Genomic DNA, 16,719 nt, shown 5'->3' on the forward strand with positions numbered 1-16,719 from the left:
ACGTCGAGGTCCCTGGTGGTGCGCTGCCGGCCGGCTCAGTCGGCGGCGATCACCGAGAGGACGTTGCCCGAGGGGTCGGTGAACCAGGCGATGTCCGGGCCCTGTCCCCGCATGACCCCGTGCTCGTCCTGCGGGATCCCCTCGTAGCGCTCGAAGCGCACGCCGCGCGCGGTCAGTTCGCCGACCGCGGCCCCGACGTCGTCCACCTCGAAGTTCAGGACGGTGTAGCTGGCCGGGGTGGCGCTGGGCTGCTCGTAGACGAACGTGTCCCGGCCGCCGGCCAGGTGCAGCCAGAGGTTGCCGTGGTCCTCGGACGTGCGCAGCCCGAGCACCTCGCCGTAGAACTGCCGGGCCGCCGTCAGGTCGCGGACGGCGATGCCGCTGTAGGCCCTCGTGTCGGTCAACATCGGGATGCTCCTCTCGTCGCGGTCCTCAGGGGGTGGACGGCGGAAGCGGGGCGATCTCATCGCTCAGGCGCTCGACGAGCCGGGAGTCCCGGTCGTGCCGGGCGGCCCGCGCCATGCCGGTCGGATGGCCGGTGGAGCCGTGTGGCGACTCCGGGTGGACCCGGAGGTCGACCAAGTTCCCCGCGGCGCACAGCCGGGCCGCCATGACCAGGTCGTCCTCGAGCAGGACGTCGCGCGCCCCGACGACCAGCAGGGTCGGCGGCGGACCGCGCAGGTCGCCGAAGAGGGGCGACACGTCGGGGAGGGTGCGATCGGTCAGGTGGCCGACGTGGGCCTCGAGGAAGTACTCGTCGGCGATCAGCCGGCCCGCGGGCGGCCGGCCGGCCAGGGGTCCTCGGGCGCGAGCCGGTGGTCGACGCCGACCACGGCGATCCCGAGCGACGCGGCGAGCGCCGCGTCGCGGGCGGTCCCGTCCGCCGGGGCCCCCGAGGGAGAAGCCCTCGCCCGGGACCTCCCGCCGGGATCCACGCACGACCTGCTCGACGGTGCCCCGTCCGGACAGCGGAGGCGGGACGCGCCGGGCACGTGCGTCCCGGAGCTCCTCGAGGGACGCGCGGCCTCGCCGCTCCCCGCGCGCGGCGGAGGACGCCCGGCTCTCCGGGACGTGCCTCGCGAGGTCCGCCGGGACCAGCCGGTCCAGCCCGACGTCCACGGTCCCTCCTCCGGAACGGGCCGGACGCGTCCGGGCCGCGGTCAGGCCGGGGTGACCGAGAGGGTCAGCGCCCGGCGGCCGGCCTCGGAGCGGGCGGTCGCCAGCCGCTCCTCGGACGGGGTGCCGTAGCCCGTGGTGCGCTGCCGGGCGGGCCGGCCGATCGCCGCGGCCATGGACTCCAGCTCGGCGACGGTCTTCAGCGACCCGTTCTCGCTGCCGGCCATCCGGCTGATCGTCTCCTCCATCAGCGTGCCGCCCAGGTCGTTGGCGCCGCCCTGCAGCACCGCCTGGGTGCCGGCGTCGCCGAGCTTCACCCAGGAGGTCTGGACGTTCGGGATCCGGCCGTGCAGCAGCAGGCGGGCCACGGCGTGCACCGCCCGGTTCTCCCGCACCGTCGGCCCGGGCCGGGCGACGCCGGCGAGGTAGATCGGCGAGTTGTGGTGCACGAACGGCAGCAGCACGAACTCGGTGAACCCGCCGGTCTCGTCCTGCTGGCGGGCGATGGTCCGCAGGTGCGCCACCCAGTGCGCGGGGGTGTCGACGTGGCCGTACATCATCGTCGACGTCGTCGGGAGGCCCACGCGGTGCGCGGTGCCGATGATCTCCAGCCAGGTCGCGGCGGGCAGCTTGCCCTTGGTCAGCACCCAGCGGACGTCGTCGTCGAGGATCTCCGCCGCCGTGCCGGGGATGCTGTCGAGCCCGGCGTCGCGGGCCGCCACGAGGAAGTCCTCGAACGACAGCCCGGTGCGGGCCGCGGCGTTGACGATCTCCATCGGCGAGAACGCGTGCAGGTGGATCTCCGGCTGCCGCCGCTTCACCTCGCCGATCAGGTCGAGGTAGGCGGTGCCGGGCAGGTCGGGGTGGATGCCGCCCTGCATGCAGATCTCGGTGGCGCCGGCGGCCCACGCGCGGTCCACCCGGTCGCCGACCTCGGCCAGCGACAGCGTGTAGGCGTCGGCGTCGGTGCGCCGCTGGGCGAAGGCGCAGAACCGGCAGCCGGTGTAGCAGACGTTGGTGAAGTTGACGTTCCGGTTCACCACGTAGGTGACGTCGTCGCCGGTGACGTCCCGGCGGATCGAGTCGGCCAGCGCGGTCAGCGCCGCGAGGTCGGGGCCGTCGGCGCCCAGCAGCGCGAGGTACTCGGCGTCGGACAGGCCGGCGGGGTCGGTCTCGGCGTGGCTCAGCGCCGCCCGGACCTCGGGGTCGCCGGCGGCGATCGCGGTGGTGTGCCCGTCGCGGGCGCTCTCGGTGCGGTCGCGCAGCTCGGCCCAGTCGCCGTAGACGGCGTCGAAGTCGCTGCGCCGGTCGCCGGTGCGCCCGACCGTGTCGACCTCGACGTGCAGGTCGGTGCGGCCGGTCGACACCCAGGCCTCGTCCGGCTCCTGCCACAACAGCCCCGCGGGGATGCGCCCCTCGACCGCCAGCCCGTCCGGTCCGGCGAGGGCGAAGACGTGCGGGCGCACGCGGGGGTCCAGCCACGGCTCGGGCTGCAGGACGTAGGCCGGCTGGGCGGCCAGCCGCTCGCGCAGGGTGAAGCCGGCCTCGGCGGTCCGGGCGGCGAGCTCGTCGACGTGCGGCCAGGGCCGCTCGGGGTTGACGTGGTCGGGCGTGAGCGGGGAGACCCCGCCCCAGTCGTCCACGCCGGCGCGCAGCAGCAGCCCGAGCTCGGTGGCGTCGGACAGGTTCGGCGGCGCCTGCACCCGCGCCTTCGGCCCGAGCAGCAGCCGGGTCACGGCGACGGCGGCCACGTACTCCTGCAGCGCCAGGTCGTCGTGCGCGGCCATCGCGGTGCGCGGCTTGGCGCGGAAGTTCTGCACGATCACCTCCTGCACGTGCCCGTGCCGGGCGTGCGCAGCGCGGATCGCGCCGACGGCGTCGACCCGCTCGGCCGGCGTCTCGCCGATGCCCAGCAGCACGCCGGTGGTGAACGGGACCGCCGACCGCCCGGCGTCCTCCAGCACCCGCAGCCGCACCCGGGGCTCCTTGTCCGGCGACCCGTAGTGCGGGCCGCCGGGCTCGGCCCACAGCCGGGTCGCCGTCGTCTCCAGCATCATCCCCATCGAGGCCGACACCGGCTTGAGCCGCTGGAGCTCCTCCCAGGACATCACCCCGGGGTTGAGGTGGGGCAGCAGCCCGGTCTCCTCCAGCACCCGGATCGCCATCGCCCGCAGGTAGCCCAGCGTGGAGTCGAAGCCGTGCGCCTCCAGCCACTCCGCGGCCACCGGCCAGCGGTCCTCCGGACGGTCGCCGAGGGTGAACAGCGCCTCCTTGCACCCCAGGGCCGCACCCTGCCGGGCGATCTCGAGCACTTCGTCGGGGGAGAGGAACGGCGCCTTCCCCTCGCGGCGCAGCTGCCCGGGCGTGGTCACGAACGTGCAGTAGTGGCACCGGTCGCGGCACAGGTGGGTGAGCGGGATGAACACCTTGCGGCTGTAGGTGACCACGCCCGGTCGCCCGGCCGAGGCGAGCCCGGCGTCGCGGACGCGCGAGGCGGCGGTCAGCAGGCGGTCCAGCGGGTCGCCGTCGGCGAGGCCGCGGGCCGACAGCAGGACCTCGCCCTCGGCGGCGTCCAGGGACACGCCCCGCTCGGCGCGGGCGAGGGCCCGGCGGAGCCCGGACGGCACGGGGGTCTGTGGCTCGCTCATCACCCCCGACGCTAGCCCCCGGGCCCTCCGGAGCGGGGGACGGCCTTCGTCGCGCTCCTGGCTTCCGGGGCGTCGGCGTAGCGGCCGCGCAGGCGCAGCAGGGGAGCGGCACCGTCGTGCAGCACGGGGACCGCCTCGACGGCGAGCAGCGCGAGCACGTGGTCCCCGGCCGGGACCAGGCGGTCGAGCCGGCAGTCGAGCGCGACCACGCCGCCGTCGAGCACGATCGCCCCGCTGCCCGGCGCCCGCGACCACGGCACCGACTCGAGCAGGTGCCGCGCCGAGGGCCGCCCGGCCGAGGAGAACCGGCTGGCGAGGATCGCCTGCCCCGCCGCCAGCACGGTCAGCCCGCAGGTGCCCACGGCCTCCAGCACCTCGGCCGGGTAGCCGTCGGCGGTCAGCCCGACGGCGACCAGCGGCGGGTCGGCCGACACGCTCATCACCGAGGTGACCGTCGTCCCGACGTCGTCGATGTCGTCCCGCACGGTCATCAGGGCCACCCCCGCCGCGTACTGGCGCAGCGCCGCGCTGAACTCGGCAGGGGACACGGGCATGCGGCCAGTCGACCACACCGGCGAGGATGGCCCGGTGAGCAGCGCAGACGAGGAGACCTACGACGTCGTCGTGATGGGAGCCGGCTCGACCGGCGAGAACGTCGCCGACGTCGTCGTGAAGGGCGGGCTGAGCGCGGTGCTGGTGGAGGAGCACCTCGTGGGCGGCGAGTGCTCCTACTACGCGTGCATGCCGAGCAAGGCGCTGCTGCGCGGCACCGAGGCCATCGAGGAGGCGCGGGCGGTCAAGGGTGCCGCGGCCGCCGTCACCGGGGAGCAGGACGTCGCCGCCACCCTCGAGCGCCGCGACTCCTTCACCCACGACTGGGACGACTCGGGCCAGGTGCAGTGGGTCGAGGGCGCCGGCATCGACCTGGTCCGCGGCACCGCGCGGCTGACCGGCGAGCGCAGCGTCGTCGTCACCCGGGCCGACGGCGGCGAGACGACGCTGACCGCCCGACACGCGGTCGCCGTCTGCACCGGCTCGGAGGCCGCCGTCCCTCCGGTCGAGGGCCTGCCCGACGTCCAGCCGTGGACCCCGCGCGAGGCCACCAGCGCCAAGGAGGCCCCGCGCCGGCTGCTCGTCATCGGCGGCGGCTACGTGGGCTGCGAGCTGTCCTTCGCCTGGAGCGCCCTGGGCTCGCAGGTGACGCTGTTCCAGCAGGGCGACCGGCTGCTGCCCGGCGCGGAACCGCAGGCCGGCGACGCCGTGCTGGCCTCGCTGCGGGACCGCGGCGTGCACGTGCGGCTCGACTCCGAGGTCCGCGCCGCCCGCCGGGAGGACGACGAGGTCGTGCTCACCACCGCCGAGGGCGAGGTCCGCGGCGACGAGGTGCTCGTCGCCGTCGGGCGGCGGGCGCGGACCACCGGCATCGGGGTGGACGCCGTCGGCCTCGAACCGGGGGAGTACCTCGACGTCGACGACACGCTGCAGGTGCGCGGGCTGCCGTGGCTCTACGGCGTCGGCGACGTCAACGGCCGCCGGCTGCTCACCCACATGGGCAAGTACCAGGCCCGCCAGGCCGGTGCCGCGATCGTCGCCCGCGCGCGGGGCGAGGAGGCCTCGGGCGCCGACTGGTCGCCGCACGCCGCCACCGCCGACCGCGCCGCCACGCCGTCGGTCGTGTTCACCGACCCGCAGGTGGCCAGCGTCGGGCTGACCAGCGCCCAGGCGCGGGAGCAGGGCCTGCCGCACCGCGTCGTCGAGTACCCGATCGGCTCGGTCGCGGGCGCGTCGCTGTTCGCCGACGGCTACGAGGGCACCGCGATCGCCGTCGTCGACACCGACCGGGAGGTGCTGCTCGGCGTCACCTTCGTCGGGCCCGCGGTGGCCGAGCTGCTGCACGCGGCCACGGTCGCCGTCGTCGGGGAGGTGCCGATCGCCCGGCTGTGGCACGCGGTCCCCGCCTACCCGACGGTCAGCGAGATCTGGCTGCGGCTGCTGGAGACCTGGCGCGACTGAACGAGGACCCCCCTGCCCCCGCCACTCGCAGGCTCGCGGCGGGACCCTGCAGGGGGGCCGTTCCAGCACCTCACCGAGCGTGCTGGAGTGGAGGACGTGCTCGTCCCCTCGAACCGTTCCTGGCGCCGCTACGTCGCCCTCGGCGACTCCTTCACCGAGGGGGTCGGCGACCCCGATCCCGACCGCCCCGGCGAGTACCGCGGCTGGGCCGACCGGCTGGCCGGGCACCTGGCCGTCCACGCAGCGGCGGCGCAGCCGGACGCCGACGTCGAGTACGCGAACCTGGCCATCCGCGGCCGGCTCCTGCCGCAGGTGCTCGCCGAGCAGGTGCCGGTGGCCCTCGCCGCCCGGCCGGACCTGGTGAGCCTGGTGGCCGGCGGCAACGACCTGCTGCGCCCCGGCGCCGATCCCGACCGGCTGGCCGCCGCGCTCGAGGAGGCGGTGACCGGGTTCCGTGCCGACGGCACCAACGTGCTGCTGGCCACCGGCGTCGACCCGCGGCAGACGCCGATCATCCGCCGCACCCGCGGCCGGGTCGCGGTGTTCAACGCCTCGCTGTGGTCGATCGCGGCGCGGCACGGCGCCGTCGTGCTCGACCAGTGGGGCGCCGGCTGGCTGCAGGACTGGCGGATGTGGGACAGCGACCGCATCCACCTCACCGCCGAGGGGCACCGGCGCACCGCGCTGGCCGCGGCCGAGGCGCTGGGTGTGCCCGTCGCCGATGGCGGCCACTGGCGCACGCCGCTGTCCCCCGCCCCGCCGCGGGCGCTGCGGGCGGCGCTGGCCGAGGAGGCCGCCTGGGTGCGCGGCTTCGTCGCGCCGTGGATCGCCCGCCGCCTGCGTGGCCGGTCCTCCGGCGACGGCCGGGAGCCCAAGCGACCGGTGCCGCTGGCGCTGACCCGGGGCTGAGTACCGGGCCCGGGTGGGTGCACTCCCGTGGAGGTGCACGGTGCACGTCCGCGGACGTGCACGAGGGGCTCAGGCCCGGGGCTGGTCGCCGTCCTCCTCGCCGACCGGCTCGTCGGCGCGGTGGTCCTGGTCGTGGTCCTCGACGACCACCAGGAACGGCCGGGCGGGCGGGGTGCCGGCGTCGTCGAGCAGGAACAGGTCGACGCCGTCGGCGCCGGCCGGGTCCGGGACCGGGGGCAGCTCGCCGGTGACGGCCTCGAGCTCACCGGTCACGGCCTCGAGGACGGCGGCGGCCTCCTCGGCGGCCTGCTCGACCAGCACCTCGGCCATCAGCGCCTCGGCGCGGCTGGGCAGTGGGGCCGGGCGCCCGAAGGCGTAGCCCTGGGCCATCGCGCACCCGTGCCGGCGCAGCCAGTCGGCCTGCTCGAGGTCCTCGATGCCCTCGGCGATCACCTGCAGGCCCATGCCCTGCCCCAGGTTCAGCAGCCCCTGCACGAGCGCGGCGGTGGAGGGACGGGTGACGACGTCGGCGATGAACGACCGGTCGATCTTGACCGTGTGGATCGGCAGCCGGTGCAGCGCGGTGATCGCCGAGTAGCCGGTGCCGAAGTCGTCGAGCGCCAGCGTCACGCCGCGCTCGGTCACCTCCGACACCGCCTGCAGCGTCGCCTCGGCGGCGAACAGCGCCGTCGACTCGGTGATCTCCAGCTCCAGCCGCTCGGGCGGCAGGCCCGACTCGTCCAGCGCGGCGGCGACCAGGTCGCTGAAGCCCTCCTCGGCCAGGTGGCGGGCGGAGACGTTGACGTGCACGCGCAGCCCGGCCGGCCACCCGGAGGCGTCGGTGCACGCCTGCCGGAGCACCCAGGCGCCCAGCCGCGAGGTGAGCCGGTTGTTCTCGGCGGCGTCGAGGAAGGCGCCGGGCGGGAGCAGCCCGCGCGTCGGGTGCTGCCAGCGGATCAGGGCCTCGTAGCCGAGCAGCGTCTCGTCGGCCAGGGAGACGATCGGCTGGTAGAACAGCCGCAGCTCGTTGCCGTCCAGCGCCCGGCGCAGGTCGGTCTCCAGCTGCAGCAGGTCGACCTCGTCCTCGGTCAGGCCGCCGTCGTGCACCTCGATGCGCGCCCGGCTGCCGTCCCGCTTGGCGTAGGTGAGCGCGCTGTGCGCCTGGCGCAGCAGGTCGTCGGGGGCGACGTCGGAGCCCATCGTGAGGCCGACGCTGGCCGACAGCACGATCTCCCGCCCACCGAGCTGGAACGGGTCGTCGAGCACCGAGAGCAGCCGGTCGGCCAGCGCGCGCAGACCGTCGAGGTCCTCGACGTCCTCGGCGAGGATGAGGAACTCGTCGGCGCCCAGCCGGACGGCGGTGTCCTCGACCCGGGTGCTCCAGCGCAGCCGGTCGGCGACCTGGCTGAGCAGCTGGTCGCCGGCCTCGGTGCCGAGGGTGTCGTTGACCGCCTGGAACCGGTCGAGGTCCAGGTGCACGAGGCCGACCTGCAGCCCCCGGCGTCGGGACAGGGCGAGGGCGTGGGCGAGCCGGTCGGTGAGGGCACGGCGGTTGGGCAGCCCGGTGAGCGGGTCGGTGAACGCGCGGCGGACCAGGTCCTCCTCGGCGCGTCGCCGGTCGGTGACGTCGACCAGCGACAGGACGACGAAGTGCGCCTCGCCGGTGCTGCGGTGGACGACGTCGTGGGACTGCTGCACCCACAGCTCGCTGCCGTCGGCGCGGCGTAGGCGGCGCTCGCCGTCCTGGCGCAGCCACGGGTCGAGCCCCGGCACGCCGGCGGGCACCCCGCCGGTCTCGCCGTCCGGGATCGGGGCCTCGTCGGGGTGGGCCAGCAGGTCGACGTGCCGGCCGACCATGTCGTCGATGCCGCGGCCGGACAGCGCGCACAGCGCGTCGTTGACGACGAGCAGGTGGCCGTCGAGGCCGACGAGGGCCTTCGGGACCGGGGAGGACAGGAACAGGGCGCGGAACATCTGGCCGCGGTCGGCCAGCAGCGTGTCGATGGCCCGCAGCCTCGTCCCCGCCGGTGCGCCGCCGGGGTCCCCGGGCTGGTCGCCTCGGGGCCGCGGCACGTGGGGAGCGCTGAGAGTCACCTGGACAGGGTGGCCGACCGGATGCCCGGAGCCGCGGAACCGGTGCACGGAGAGTCGTGGTCAGTCGGTCACATCGCGTGACCGCGAGTCCCACCGGGAACACCGACCCCGCAGATCGCGCTGAGGGCGGCGTGGACAAGCGCATCGGGTTCCTGTCGTTCGGCCACTGGCAGCCGCTGCCGGGGTCGCAGGTGCGCACCGGGCGGGATGCCCTCGTGCAGTCCGTGGAGCTCGCCGTCGCCGCGGAGGAGCTCGGCCTCGACGGCGCCTTCGTGCGGGTGCACCACTTCGCGCGCCAGCTCGCCTCGCCGTTCCCGCTGCTGGCCGCCATGGCCGCGCGGACCTCGCGCATCGAGGTCGGCACCGGCGTCGTCGACATGCGCTACGAGAACCCGCTGTACATGGCCGAGGAGGCGGCGGCCACCGACCTGCTCTCCGACGGCCGCCTGCAGCTCGGCATCAGCCGCGGCTCACCGGAGACGGCGCTGCGCGGCTCGGAGGCCTTCGGCTACGTCCCGCCGGAGGGCTCCGGCGACGCCGACCTGGCGCGGGAGAAGACGGCGCTGTTCCTGGCCGCGATCCGTGGCGCCACCGTCGTCGACGCCGACCCCGGGATGACCGGCGGCGCGCGCGGCCGGCTGGCGATCCAGCCGCAGTCGCCGGGCCTGGCCGACCGCATCTGGTGGGGCGCGGGCACCCGGGCGACGGGGGAGTGGGCGGCCCGCCAGGGGATGAACCTGATGAGCTCCACGCTGCTGTCCGAGGACACCGGCGTGCCCTTCGACGAGCTGCAGGCCGAGCAGATCGCCCGCTACCGCGCCGCCTGGGCCGAGGCCGGGTGGGACCGCGAGCCGAGGGTCTCGGTCAGCCGCAGCGTCGTCCCGATCGTGTCCGACCTGGACCGCGCCTACTTCGGCGACGAGCGCCGCTCGGCCGACCAGGTCGGGCTGCTCGAGGGCGTGCGCGCCCGCTTCGGCCGCAGCTACGCCGGCGAGCCCGACCAGCTGGCCGAGGAGCTGGCCAAGGACGCCGCCGTGCGCGAGGCCGACACCCTGCTGCTCACCGTCCCCAACATGCTCGGCGTCGAGTACAACGCCCGGCTCCTGGAGAACGTGGCCCGCCACGTCGCCCCGGCGATCGGCTGGGTGCCCGCCGGACAGCGCTGAGCGCCGGACCCCGGCGGGCCCGGCGCTCGGCGGCGGGGTCACTCGAAGCTGACGTTGCCCTCGCCGTCCAGCGTCGCGGTGACGACGGCGCTGTCGCTCGGGTCGTCGGCCGCGGCCACCTGGCACTGCAGCGTCAGGCCGTCCTCGGCGACGAGCACGGTGTGGTCGCCGCCGTCGCAGCTGGAGACCACCTCCAGGCCGGTGCTGGCGGCGAACTGCTCGGCCAGCGCGGCCTCGACGTCGGCCACGTGCACGTAGGTCTGGTCGCTGTCGATGGTCACGTTGCCCTCGTCGTCGGTCTGCTCGACGGTGAAGGTGACCTCCTGGCCCTCGAGCGAGGCGGTGCAGGTGGTGACCGTGCCGGCCGCGAGCTCGACGTCGTCGGGGCAGCTGACGTCGGTGACGGTGACGCCGGCCTGCTCCTGGGCGATCGCGGCGATCTGCCGCTCGGCCTCGGCGGTGTCGAGGACCTTCGAGCCGAAGAGGAAGAACGCGCCGACGCCGAGCCCGACGAGCACCAGCACCGCGACGATGCTGCCGACGATCGCGCCGGTCTTCCTCCGCCCGCCGTGGCCGGCCGGGAAGCCGGGGCCCGCGGGCGGGAAGCCGGGGCCGCCGTGACCGGCCGGCGCGGGGAAGGGCGGCGGGGCGTACGGGCCGTGTGCCTGAGGCGCGTGTCCCTGCGGGGCGGGGCCGTGCGGCTGGGCGGTGTTGCGGGGGTCGTGGACCTGGGTCACGAGAGACTCCTCGGTGCGGTCCCCGGGGCCGTCCCCGGGTGCTCGGGAGAACCGTGCCGCCGCCCGCTTGCGGCAGCCTTCGATCCCACTTGCAACGTGGTGCCAGCGACGGCCGGACCGCTGCGGGTGACCCGGCGTGCACACCGCCTGACGCACGGTCGGCCCGGGGCAGGGTGTCGGTCCGGCCGCGTGCCCGACCGACCCGCTCAGGTGCCCCCGCGTGCTTCCATCCGCTCCTTCCCGTGGTGCCGTGGCCGCAACGGTGCGGGCGCGCCGCGGCTGGTCAGGAGGTCGCGATGGGGCGCGGCGAGCTGCGGCGGATCGCCCTCTTCGAGGGCACCGGCGACGACCAGCTGCAGGACCTGCTGGCGGCGGGGACCGAGGTCTCCTTCGAGCCCGGCGACGTCCTGTTCCAGGAGAACCACCCGGCCGACTCCTGGTGGGTGCTGCTCGACGGCGGCATCGACCTCGTCCGGCACGTCGGGCGGGACGAGACGCAGCTCGGGAGCATGGACGTGCCGGGACGCTGGGCCGGCGGGTTCCGCGCCTGGGACGAGCACGGTGCCTACCTCGCCACCGGCCGCGCCGCCACGGCCGGTCGGGTGCTGTGCGTCCCGGCCGCGGAGCTGCGCAGGATCTGGACGGCGCGCTTCCCCCTCGGCCTGCAGCTCACCGAGGGAGTCTCCCGGTCGGCGCGCAACTACGAGACGATGGCCCGGCAGCGCGAGGCACTCGCCGCGCTGGGCACGCTGGCGGCCGGGCTGGCCCACGAGCTGAACAACCCCGCCGCCGCGGCGACCCGCGCCGTCGACGCCCTCGCCGAGGCGTGCGACGGCATGCTGACCTCGCTCCGCCGGCTCGCCGCCGCCCCCGTGACCGCCGGCCAGTTCACCGGGGTCGACGCGCTGCGTCAGGAACTCGGCTCCGCGCCGCCCGGTGAGGACCTGATGGCGCTGGCCGACCGCGAGGACGCCCTGTCGGACTGGCTGACCCGGCACGGCGTGGCGCGGGACTGGGTCCTGGGCCCGGAGCTCGCGGCCGCCGGCGCCGACGTCGGCTGGTGCGAGCGGCTGCAGGAGGTCGTGGGGGAGCCGGCCCTGGCCGCCGGTCTGGAGTGGGTGGCCAGCACGCTGGAGGCGAGGGGCCTGCTCGCCGAGGTCAAGGAGTCCACCCGCCGGATCTCCGACCTGGTCGCCGCCGTCCGGTCCTACTCGCAGCTGGACCGGGCCTCGATGCAGCGGACCGACGTCGCCGAGGGCCTGGAGAGCACGCTGAGGACGCTCGCCCACCGGATCCCCGCGGGCGTGACCGTGGTGCGGGAGTACGCCGCCGACGTCCCCCGGATCCAGGCCCTCGCCGGTGAGCTCAACCAGCTCTGGACCCACCTGGTCGACAACGCCCTCGACGCCATGGACGGCGCGGGCACGCTGCGCGTGCGGACCCGCTGGGAGCGGGGCGCGGTGGTCGTGGAGGTCGGCGACACCGGCGCCGGCATGACCGAGGAGGTCCGGGCGCACGCCTTCGACCCGTTCTTCACGACGAAGGGCGTCGGCGAGGGCACCGGCCTGGGCCTGGACATCTCCCGGCGGATCGTCGAGCGCCACGGCGGCGACATCGGCGTCGACCCCCGGCCGGGCGAGACGGTGTTCCGGGTCCGGCTGCCGTCCGTCGGCCCCGCCGCGCGGGGACGACCGGCGGCCGGGACCGCCGGCTGACCGGCGCCCGGCAGGACCCGGACCCGCGACCACGTGCCGGGAGGCGCCGGTCGTCCGTTCGACTCGGCGTCACGCTCTCCCGGATGCCAGAATGCCCGTCCGGACGTCGGAGCAGTCGACACAGCCGGACGCGGCCCAGACGCGGGCCGCCTCCCGCCGTCGGTCACCCGCGGCACGCTGGACCTCCAGCCTGCCGGCGCGGTCGACGGCGCCCCCCGTGATGGCGACAGGGACGGCCATGACACCTCCAGGACACGACACTCCCGCCCTCGACCGTCGGTCGCTGCGCAAGCTGATGGCCGCGGGACTGATCGGGAGCTCGATCGAGTGGTACGACTTCTTCATCTACGCCACGGCGGCGGCGTTGGTGTTCGGCGAGCTCTTCTTCCCCAACGCCTCGCCGCTCATCGGCACGTTGCTGGCCTTCAGCACCTTCTGGGCCGGCTTCATCGCCCGTCCGATCGGGGGCCTGGTCTTCGGCCACTTCGGGGACAAGGTCGGCCGCAAGCCGGCCCTCGTCACGTGCCTGATCCTGATGGGGTCGGCCACCTTCCTCATCGGCCTGCTCCCGACGGCCGACTCGATCGGCGTGCTCGCGCCGATCGCGCTCGTCGTGCTGCGCTTCCTGCAGGGCATCGCGGTCGGCGGGCAGTGGGGCGGGGTCATCCTCCTGCTCACCGAGAACGCCGGGCGGGACCGCCAGGGGCGCGCGGGCACCTTCGGTCAGATGGGCGTCCCCATCGGCGTCATCCTGGGCAACGTCGTCTTCCTCGTCGTGAGCGCCACCGTGAGCCCCGAGGCCTTCCTCTCCTGGGGCTGGCGCATCCCGTTCCTGGCCAGCGCCGTGCTGCTCCCGGTGGTCATGTTCATCCAGCTGCGGGTCGAGGACACCCCGGTCTTCCGTCAGCTGCAGGAGCACCACGACCACGCTCCCGAGCCCCAGGTGGCGCAGGCGCCGATCATGGAGGTCGTGCGCGAGCACCGCCGGCCGGTGCTGCTCGGCGCGGGACTGCTCTTCGGCACCAACGCGATCTTCTACATCAGCATCGCCGGGGTGCTGGACTACGCCACCCGCGAGCTCGGCGTCGACCGCGACGAGCTGCTCTCCGTCACGCTCGCCGCCTCGGCGATCTCCGTGTTCGTCATCTACTTCAGCGGGGTGGCGTCGGACCGGATCGGCCGCCGGCCCCCCATCCTGCTGGGCGCGGCGGTCATCGCCCTGTGGGCGTTCCCGTTCTTCTGGCTGATCGACACCGGTTCGCTGCCACTGATCTTCCTGGCGCTGGTCGGCGGGCTGATCGGGTCCTCCCTCACCTACGGTCCCCTGGCTGCCTACCTGGCGGAGCTGTTCGAGCCGCGGATCCGCTACTCGGGGGCCTCGCTGGCCTACCAGCTGGCCGCCATCCTGGTCAGCGGCGCCACACCGTTCCTCATGACCGCGCTCCTGGCCGCCACGGGCACGTCGGCCTCGGTGTCGGCCTACATCGCCCTGATGGGTCTGATCACGTTCCTCTCGGCGCTCGCCCTGCGCGAGACGCGCACCAAGGACGAGATCCGCGGCAGGTCGGGTCCCGGCACCCGGAGGACGGAGCCGACGACGGCCCCGGGTGAGCCGCGGTCCAGGACCTGACGGCCGCGACGACCGGAGCGCGCCCGGCAGGACTCGAACCTGCGACCAAGTGCTTAGAAGGCACCTGCTCTATCCGCTGAGCTACGGGCGCTCGGCCGCGATGATGACACCTCCGCGGAGGCGGGGTGACCCGGTGACACCCCGGGCGCCCGCCGTCCACAGGGGAGGCGTGCTCCACAGGTCGCCGACCGGGGCGCCGCCGGCCCCGCGTCGGCACCAGGGTCGACGGCGGACCGGCACCGTGCCGGCTCCCGCAGACCCGAGGAGCACCGTGAGCACCACCGAGATCACCGTGACCGGCAACGTCGTCACCTCACCCACCCGCAACCGCACGCAGAACGGCAGCGTCACCAACTTCCGGGTGGCCTCCACCGAGCGGCGCTACGACAGCACCGTGCAGGGCTTCGTCGACGGTGCGAGGTTCTTCGTGGACGTCGAGTGCTGGGGCGAGCTGAGCGGCAACGTCTCGCACAGCGTCAGCAAGGGCGACCCGGTCATCGTCCGCGGCACGCTGCGCACCGACGAGTGGGAGTCCGACTCGGGACGCCGCAGCCGGACGAAGGTCCGGGCCATGGCGGTGGGGTTCGACCTCAGCCGCGGCACCGCCGACTTCCGCAAGACGCAGCGGGCCGCGACCGCCACCCCGCAGGGGGACGAGCCGCCGGCCGACGCCGGGGAGCGGGACTATCCCGGGGCGGGTGTGCCGTTGTACGAGCTGGATCCCGACTCGTCCCCGGCCGACGGCGCCCCCGACAGCGCGTTCGACCACCCGCTGGACACGGCGCTGCACGCCCTGCCGGAACCGGCTCTGCAGTAGCCGCCCGCGGACTGGGAGGATCGGGGCCGAGGACGCACGGGGGCGGGCCGGTGCACGCACCGGCCCGCCCCTCCCTGCGCATCGACACCGCACCGACGGAAGGCTCGAAGGCCCAGTGGCTCAGTACATCTACACCATGGTCCGTGCGCGCAAGGCGCACGGCGACAAGGTCATCCTGGACGACGTCACGCTGTCCTTCCTGCCCGGCGCCAAGATCGGCGTGGTCGGGCCGAACGGCGCGGGCAAGTCGACCGTCCTCCAAATCATGGCCGGCATGCAGCAGCCCTCCAACGGCGACGTGATGCTGGCGCCGGACGCCTCGGTCGGCATCCTGCTGCAGGAGCCGCCGCTCAACGAGGAGCTCGACGTCCGCGGCAACGTCGAGGAGGCGGTCAAGCCGCTGCGCGACGCGCTGACCCGCTTCGAGGAGGTCAGCGCGGCGATGGGGGAGCCCGACGCCGACTTCGACTCGCTGCTGGCCGAGCAGGGCGAGCTCATGGAGGTCATCGAGAACCACGACGGGTGGGAGCTCGACGCCCGGATCGAGCAGGCCATGGACGCGCTGCGCTGCCCGCCCGGCGACGCCGACGTCACCGTCCTCTCCGGGGGTGAGCGCCGCCGCGTCGCGCTGTGCAGGCTGCTGCTCGAGGCGCCGGACCTGCTGCTGCTCGACGAGCCCACCAACCACCTCGACGCCGAGAGCGTCGCGTGGCTCGAGCAGCACCTCGAGAAGTACGCCGGCACCGTCGTCGCCGTCACCCACGACCGGTACTTCCTCGACAACGTCGCCCAGTGGATCCTCGAGCTCGACCGCGGCCGGGCCTACCCCTACGAGGGCAACTACTCCACCTACCTGGAGACCAAGGCCGCGCGGCTGAAGGTCGAGGGCGCCAAGGACGCCAAGCGGCAGAAGCGGCTGGCCGACGAGCTGGAGTGGGTGCGCTCCGGCGCCAAGGCGCGCCAGGCCAAGAGCAAGGCCCGCCTGGCCCGCTACGAGGAGATGGCCGCCGAGGCCGAGAAGACCCGGAAGCTGGACTTCGAGGAGATCCAGATCCCGCCGGGCCCCCGGCTGGGCAACATCGTCGTCGAGACCAAGGACCTCACCAAGGGCTTCGGCGACCGGCTCCTGATCGACGACCTGTCCTTCACGCTGCCGCGCAACGGCATCGTCGGCGTCGTCGGCCCCAACGGCGCGGGCAAGACCACGCTGTTCAAGATGCTCGTCGGCGAGGAGAAGCCCGACGACGGCGACATCAAGGTCGGCGAGACGGTCAAGGTCAGCTACGTCGAGCAGTCCCGCAGCGGCATCGACCCCAAGAAGACGCTGTGGGACGTCGTCTCCGACGGCCTCGACCACATCAAGGTCGGCAACGTGGAGATGCCCTCGCGGGCCTACGTCGCGGCGTTCGGCTTCAAGGGCCCCGACCAGCAGAAGCCGGCCGGCGTGCTCTCCGGCGGAGAGCGCAACCGGCTGAACCTGGCCCTCACCCTCAAGCAGGGCGGCAACCTGCTGCTGCTCGACGAGCCGACCAACGACCTCGACGTCGAGACGCTCACCAGCCTCGAGGGCGCGCTGCTGGACTTCCCCGGCTGCGCCGTGGTGGTCAGCCACGACCGGTGGTTCCTCGACCGGGTGGCCACCCACATCCTCGCCTACGAGGGCGAGTCCAAGTGGTTCTGGTTCGAGGGCAACTTCGCCGACTACGAGAAGAACAAGGTCGACCGGCTCGGCCCGGAGGCCGCGCGTCCGCACCGCGCGACCTACCGCAAGCTCAGCCGCGACTGACGGCCTCCTCCCGAGGCTCGGCCCGAGCGTGTGAGGGCTGAGGAGGGGGGCCCTCACAGGCCGGCCGGAGCACCTGCTCCGGCCGGCC

Annotated in this window: 13 protein-coding genes and 1 tRNA gene; 7 read left to right on the plus strand and 7 right to left on the minus strand. The window is 74.7% G+C overall.

Annotated features, from left to right (window positions below; genetic code table 11):
• Positions 1–35 precede the first annotated feature (35 nt).
• The 4 genes from HLV61_RS01580 to HLV61_RS01595 are packed head-to-tail and all read right to left on the minus strand — an operon-like array spanning position 36 to position 4,318.
• Positions 36–407: a VOC family protein gene (locus tag HLV61_RS01580; protein WP_369252291.1), complete on the minus strand. Its 372-nt coding sequence runs from the start codon at positions 405–407 to the stop codon at positions 36–38.
• Positions 408–432: 25 nt separating this feature from the next.
• Positions 433–1,119, minus strand: coding sequence for an alpha/beta hydrolase (locus tag HLV61_RS01585; protein WP_369252293.1), 687 nt, complete (start codon positions 1,117–1,119; stop codon positions 433–435).
• Between the two features lie 41 nt (positions 1,120–1,160).
• Positions 1,161–3,764: a bifunctional FO biosynthesis protein CofGH gene (locus HLV61_RS01590; protein ID WP_369252295.1), complete on the minus strand. Its 2,604-nt coding sequence runs from the start codon at positions 3,762–3,764 to the stop codon at positions 1,161–1,163.
• A gap of 11 nt (positions 3,765–3,775) precedes the next feature.
• Positions 3,776–4,318: a flavin reductase family protein gene (locus HLV61_RS01595; RefSeq protein ID WP_369252297.1), complete on the minus strand. Its 543-nt coding sequence runs from the start codon at positions 4,316–4,318 to the stop codon at positions 3,776–3,778.
• A 34-nt stretch (positions 4,319–4,352) separates the two neighbouring features.
• Between HLV61_RS01595 and HLV61_RS01600 the strand changes: the two genes are divergently transcribed.
• Positions 4,353–5,777, plus strand: a complete 1,425-nt coding sequence (locus tag HLV61_RS01600; protein ID WP_369252299.1) for a dihydrolipoyl dehydrogenase family protein — start codon at positions 4,353–4,355, stop codon at positions 5,775–5,777.
• Between the two features lie 96 nt (positions 5,778–5,873).
• The gene (locus HLV61_RS01605) at positions 5,874–6,686 is read left to right on the plus strand and encodes an SGNH/GDSL hydrolase family protein (protein WP_369252301.1); all 813 of its coding nucleotides are present in this window, start codon (positions 5,874–5,876) and stop codon (positions 6,684–6,686) included.
• 69 nt (positions 6,687–6,755) lie between these two features.
• Here HLV61_RS01605 and HLV61_RS01610 read toward each other — a convergent pair whose 3' ends face one another.
• Positions 6,756–8,780 carry a putative bifunctional diguanylate cyclase/phosphodiesterase gene (locus HLV61_RS01610; protein WP_369252303.1) on the minus strand — a complete coding sequence of 675 codons (2,025 nt, stop codon included), beginning with the start codon at positions 8,778–8,780 and terminating at the stop codon, positions 6,756–6,758.
• 131 nt (positions 8,781–8,911) lie between these two features.
• Here HLV61_RS01610 and HLV61_RS01615 point away from each other — a divergent pair, with 131 nt between their 5' ends.
• Positions 8,912–9,946: an LLM class flavin-dependent oxidoreductase gene (locus HLV61_RS01615; protein ID WP_369252305.1), complete on the plus strand. Its 1,035-nt coding sequence runs from the start codon at positions 8,912–8,914 to the stop codon at positions 9,944–9,946.
• Between the two features lie 38 nt (positions 9,947–9,984).
• Here HLV61_RS01615 and HLV61_RS01620 read toward each other — a convergent pair whose 3' ends face one another.
• Positions 9,985–10,683 (minus strand): DUF4333 domain-containing protein, encoded by a 699-nt coding sequence (locus HLV61_RS01620; RefSeq protein WP_369252307.1) that lies wholly within the window; start codon positions 10,681–10,683, stop codon positions 9,985–9,987.
• A gap of 296 nt (positions 10,684–10,979) precedes the next feature.
• Here HLV61_RS01620 and HLV61_RS01625 point away from each other — a divergent pair, with 296 nt between their 5' ends.
• Together HLV61_RS01625 and HLV61_RS01630 are read left to right on the plus strand one after the other, a co-directional pair.
• Entirely contained in the window at positions 10,980–12,398 is a 1,419-nt protein-coding gene (locus HLV61_RS01625; RefSeq protein WP_369252309.1) for an ATP-binding protein, read from the plus strand.
• Positions 12,399–12,636: 238 nt separating this feature from the next.
• Positions 12,637–14,028, plus strand: coding sequence for an MFS transporter (locus HLV61_RS01630; RefSeq protein ID WP_369252311.1), 1,392 nt, complete (start codon positions 12,637–12,639; stop codon positions 14,026–14,028).
• A gap of 18 nt (positions 14,029–14,046) precedes the next feature.
• Here the strand turns inward: HLV61_RS01630 and HLV61_RS01635 are convergent.
• Positions 14,047–14,119, minus strand: a tRNA-Arg gene (locus tag HLV61_RS01635).
• A gap of 180 nt (positions 14,120–14,299) precedes the next feature.
• Here HLV61_RS01635 and HLV61_RS01640 point away from each other — a divergent pair.
• Positions 14,300–14,845, plus strand: a complete 546-nt coding sequence (locus HLV61_RS01640) for a single-stranded DNA-binding protein (protein ID WP_369252313.1) — start codon at positions 14,300–14,302, stop codon at positions 14,843–14,845.
• Between the two features lie 115 nt (positions 14,846–14,960).
• A complete protein-coding gene (gene ettA / locus HLV61_RS01645) occupies positions 14,961–16,631 on the plus strand; it encodes an energy-dependent translational throttle protein EttA (RefSeq protein ID WP_369252315.1) in 1,671 nt (556 codons plus the stop codon).
• The last annotated feature ends 88 nt before the right edge of the window (positions 16,632–16,719 follow it).

Origin of the sequence: Geodermatophilus amargosae, from assembly GCF_041028265.1 — a bacterium.
GTDB lineage: Bacteria > Actinomycetota > Actinomycetes > Mycobacteriales > Geodermatophilaceae > Geodermatophilus > Geodermatophilus amargosae_A.

What these genes read in the sequence shown, in the direction of transcription:
- HLV61_RS01625 (WP_369252309.1), top strand. Translation starts at nt 10,980, where the DNA reads ATGGGGCGCGGCGAGCTGCGGCGGATCGCCCTCTTCGAGGGCACCGGC.
- HLV61_RS01595 (WP_369252297.1), bottom strand. Translation starts at nt 4,318, where the DNA reads ATGCCCGTGTCCCCTGCCGAGTTCAGCGCGGCGCTGCGCCAGTACGCG.
- HLV61_RS01590 (WP_369252295.1), bottom strand. Translation starts at nt 3,764, where the DNA reads ATGAGCGAGCCACAGACCCCCGTGCCGTCCGGGCTCCGCCGGGCCCTC.
- HLV61_RS01630 (WP_369252311.1), top strand. Translation starts at nt 12,637, where the DNA reads ATGACACCTCCAGGACACGACACTCCCGCCCTCGACCGTCGGTCGCTG.
- HLV61_RS01580 (WP_369252291.1), bottom strand. Translation starts at nt 407, where the DNA reads ATGTTGACCGACACGAGGGCCTACAGCGGCATCGCCGTCCGCGACCTG.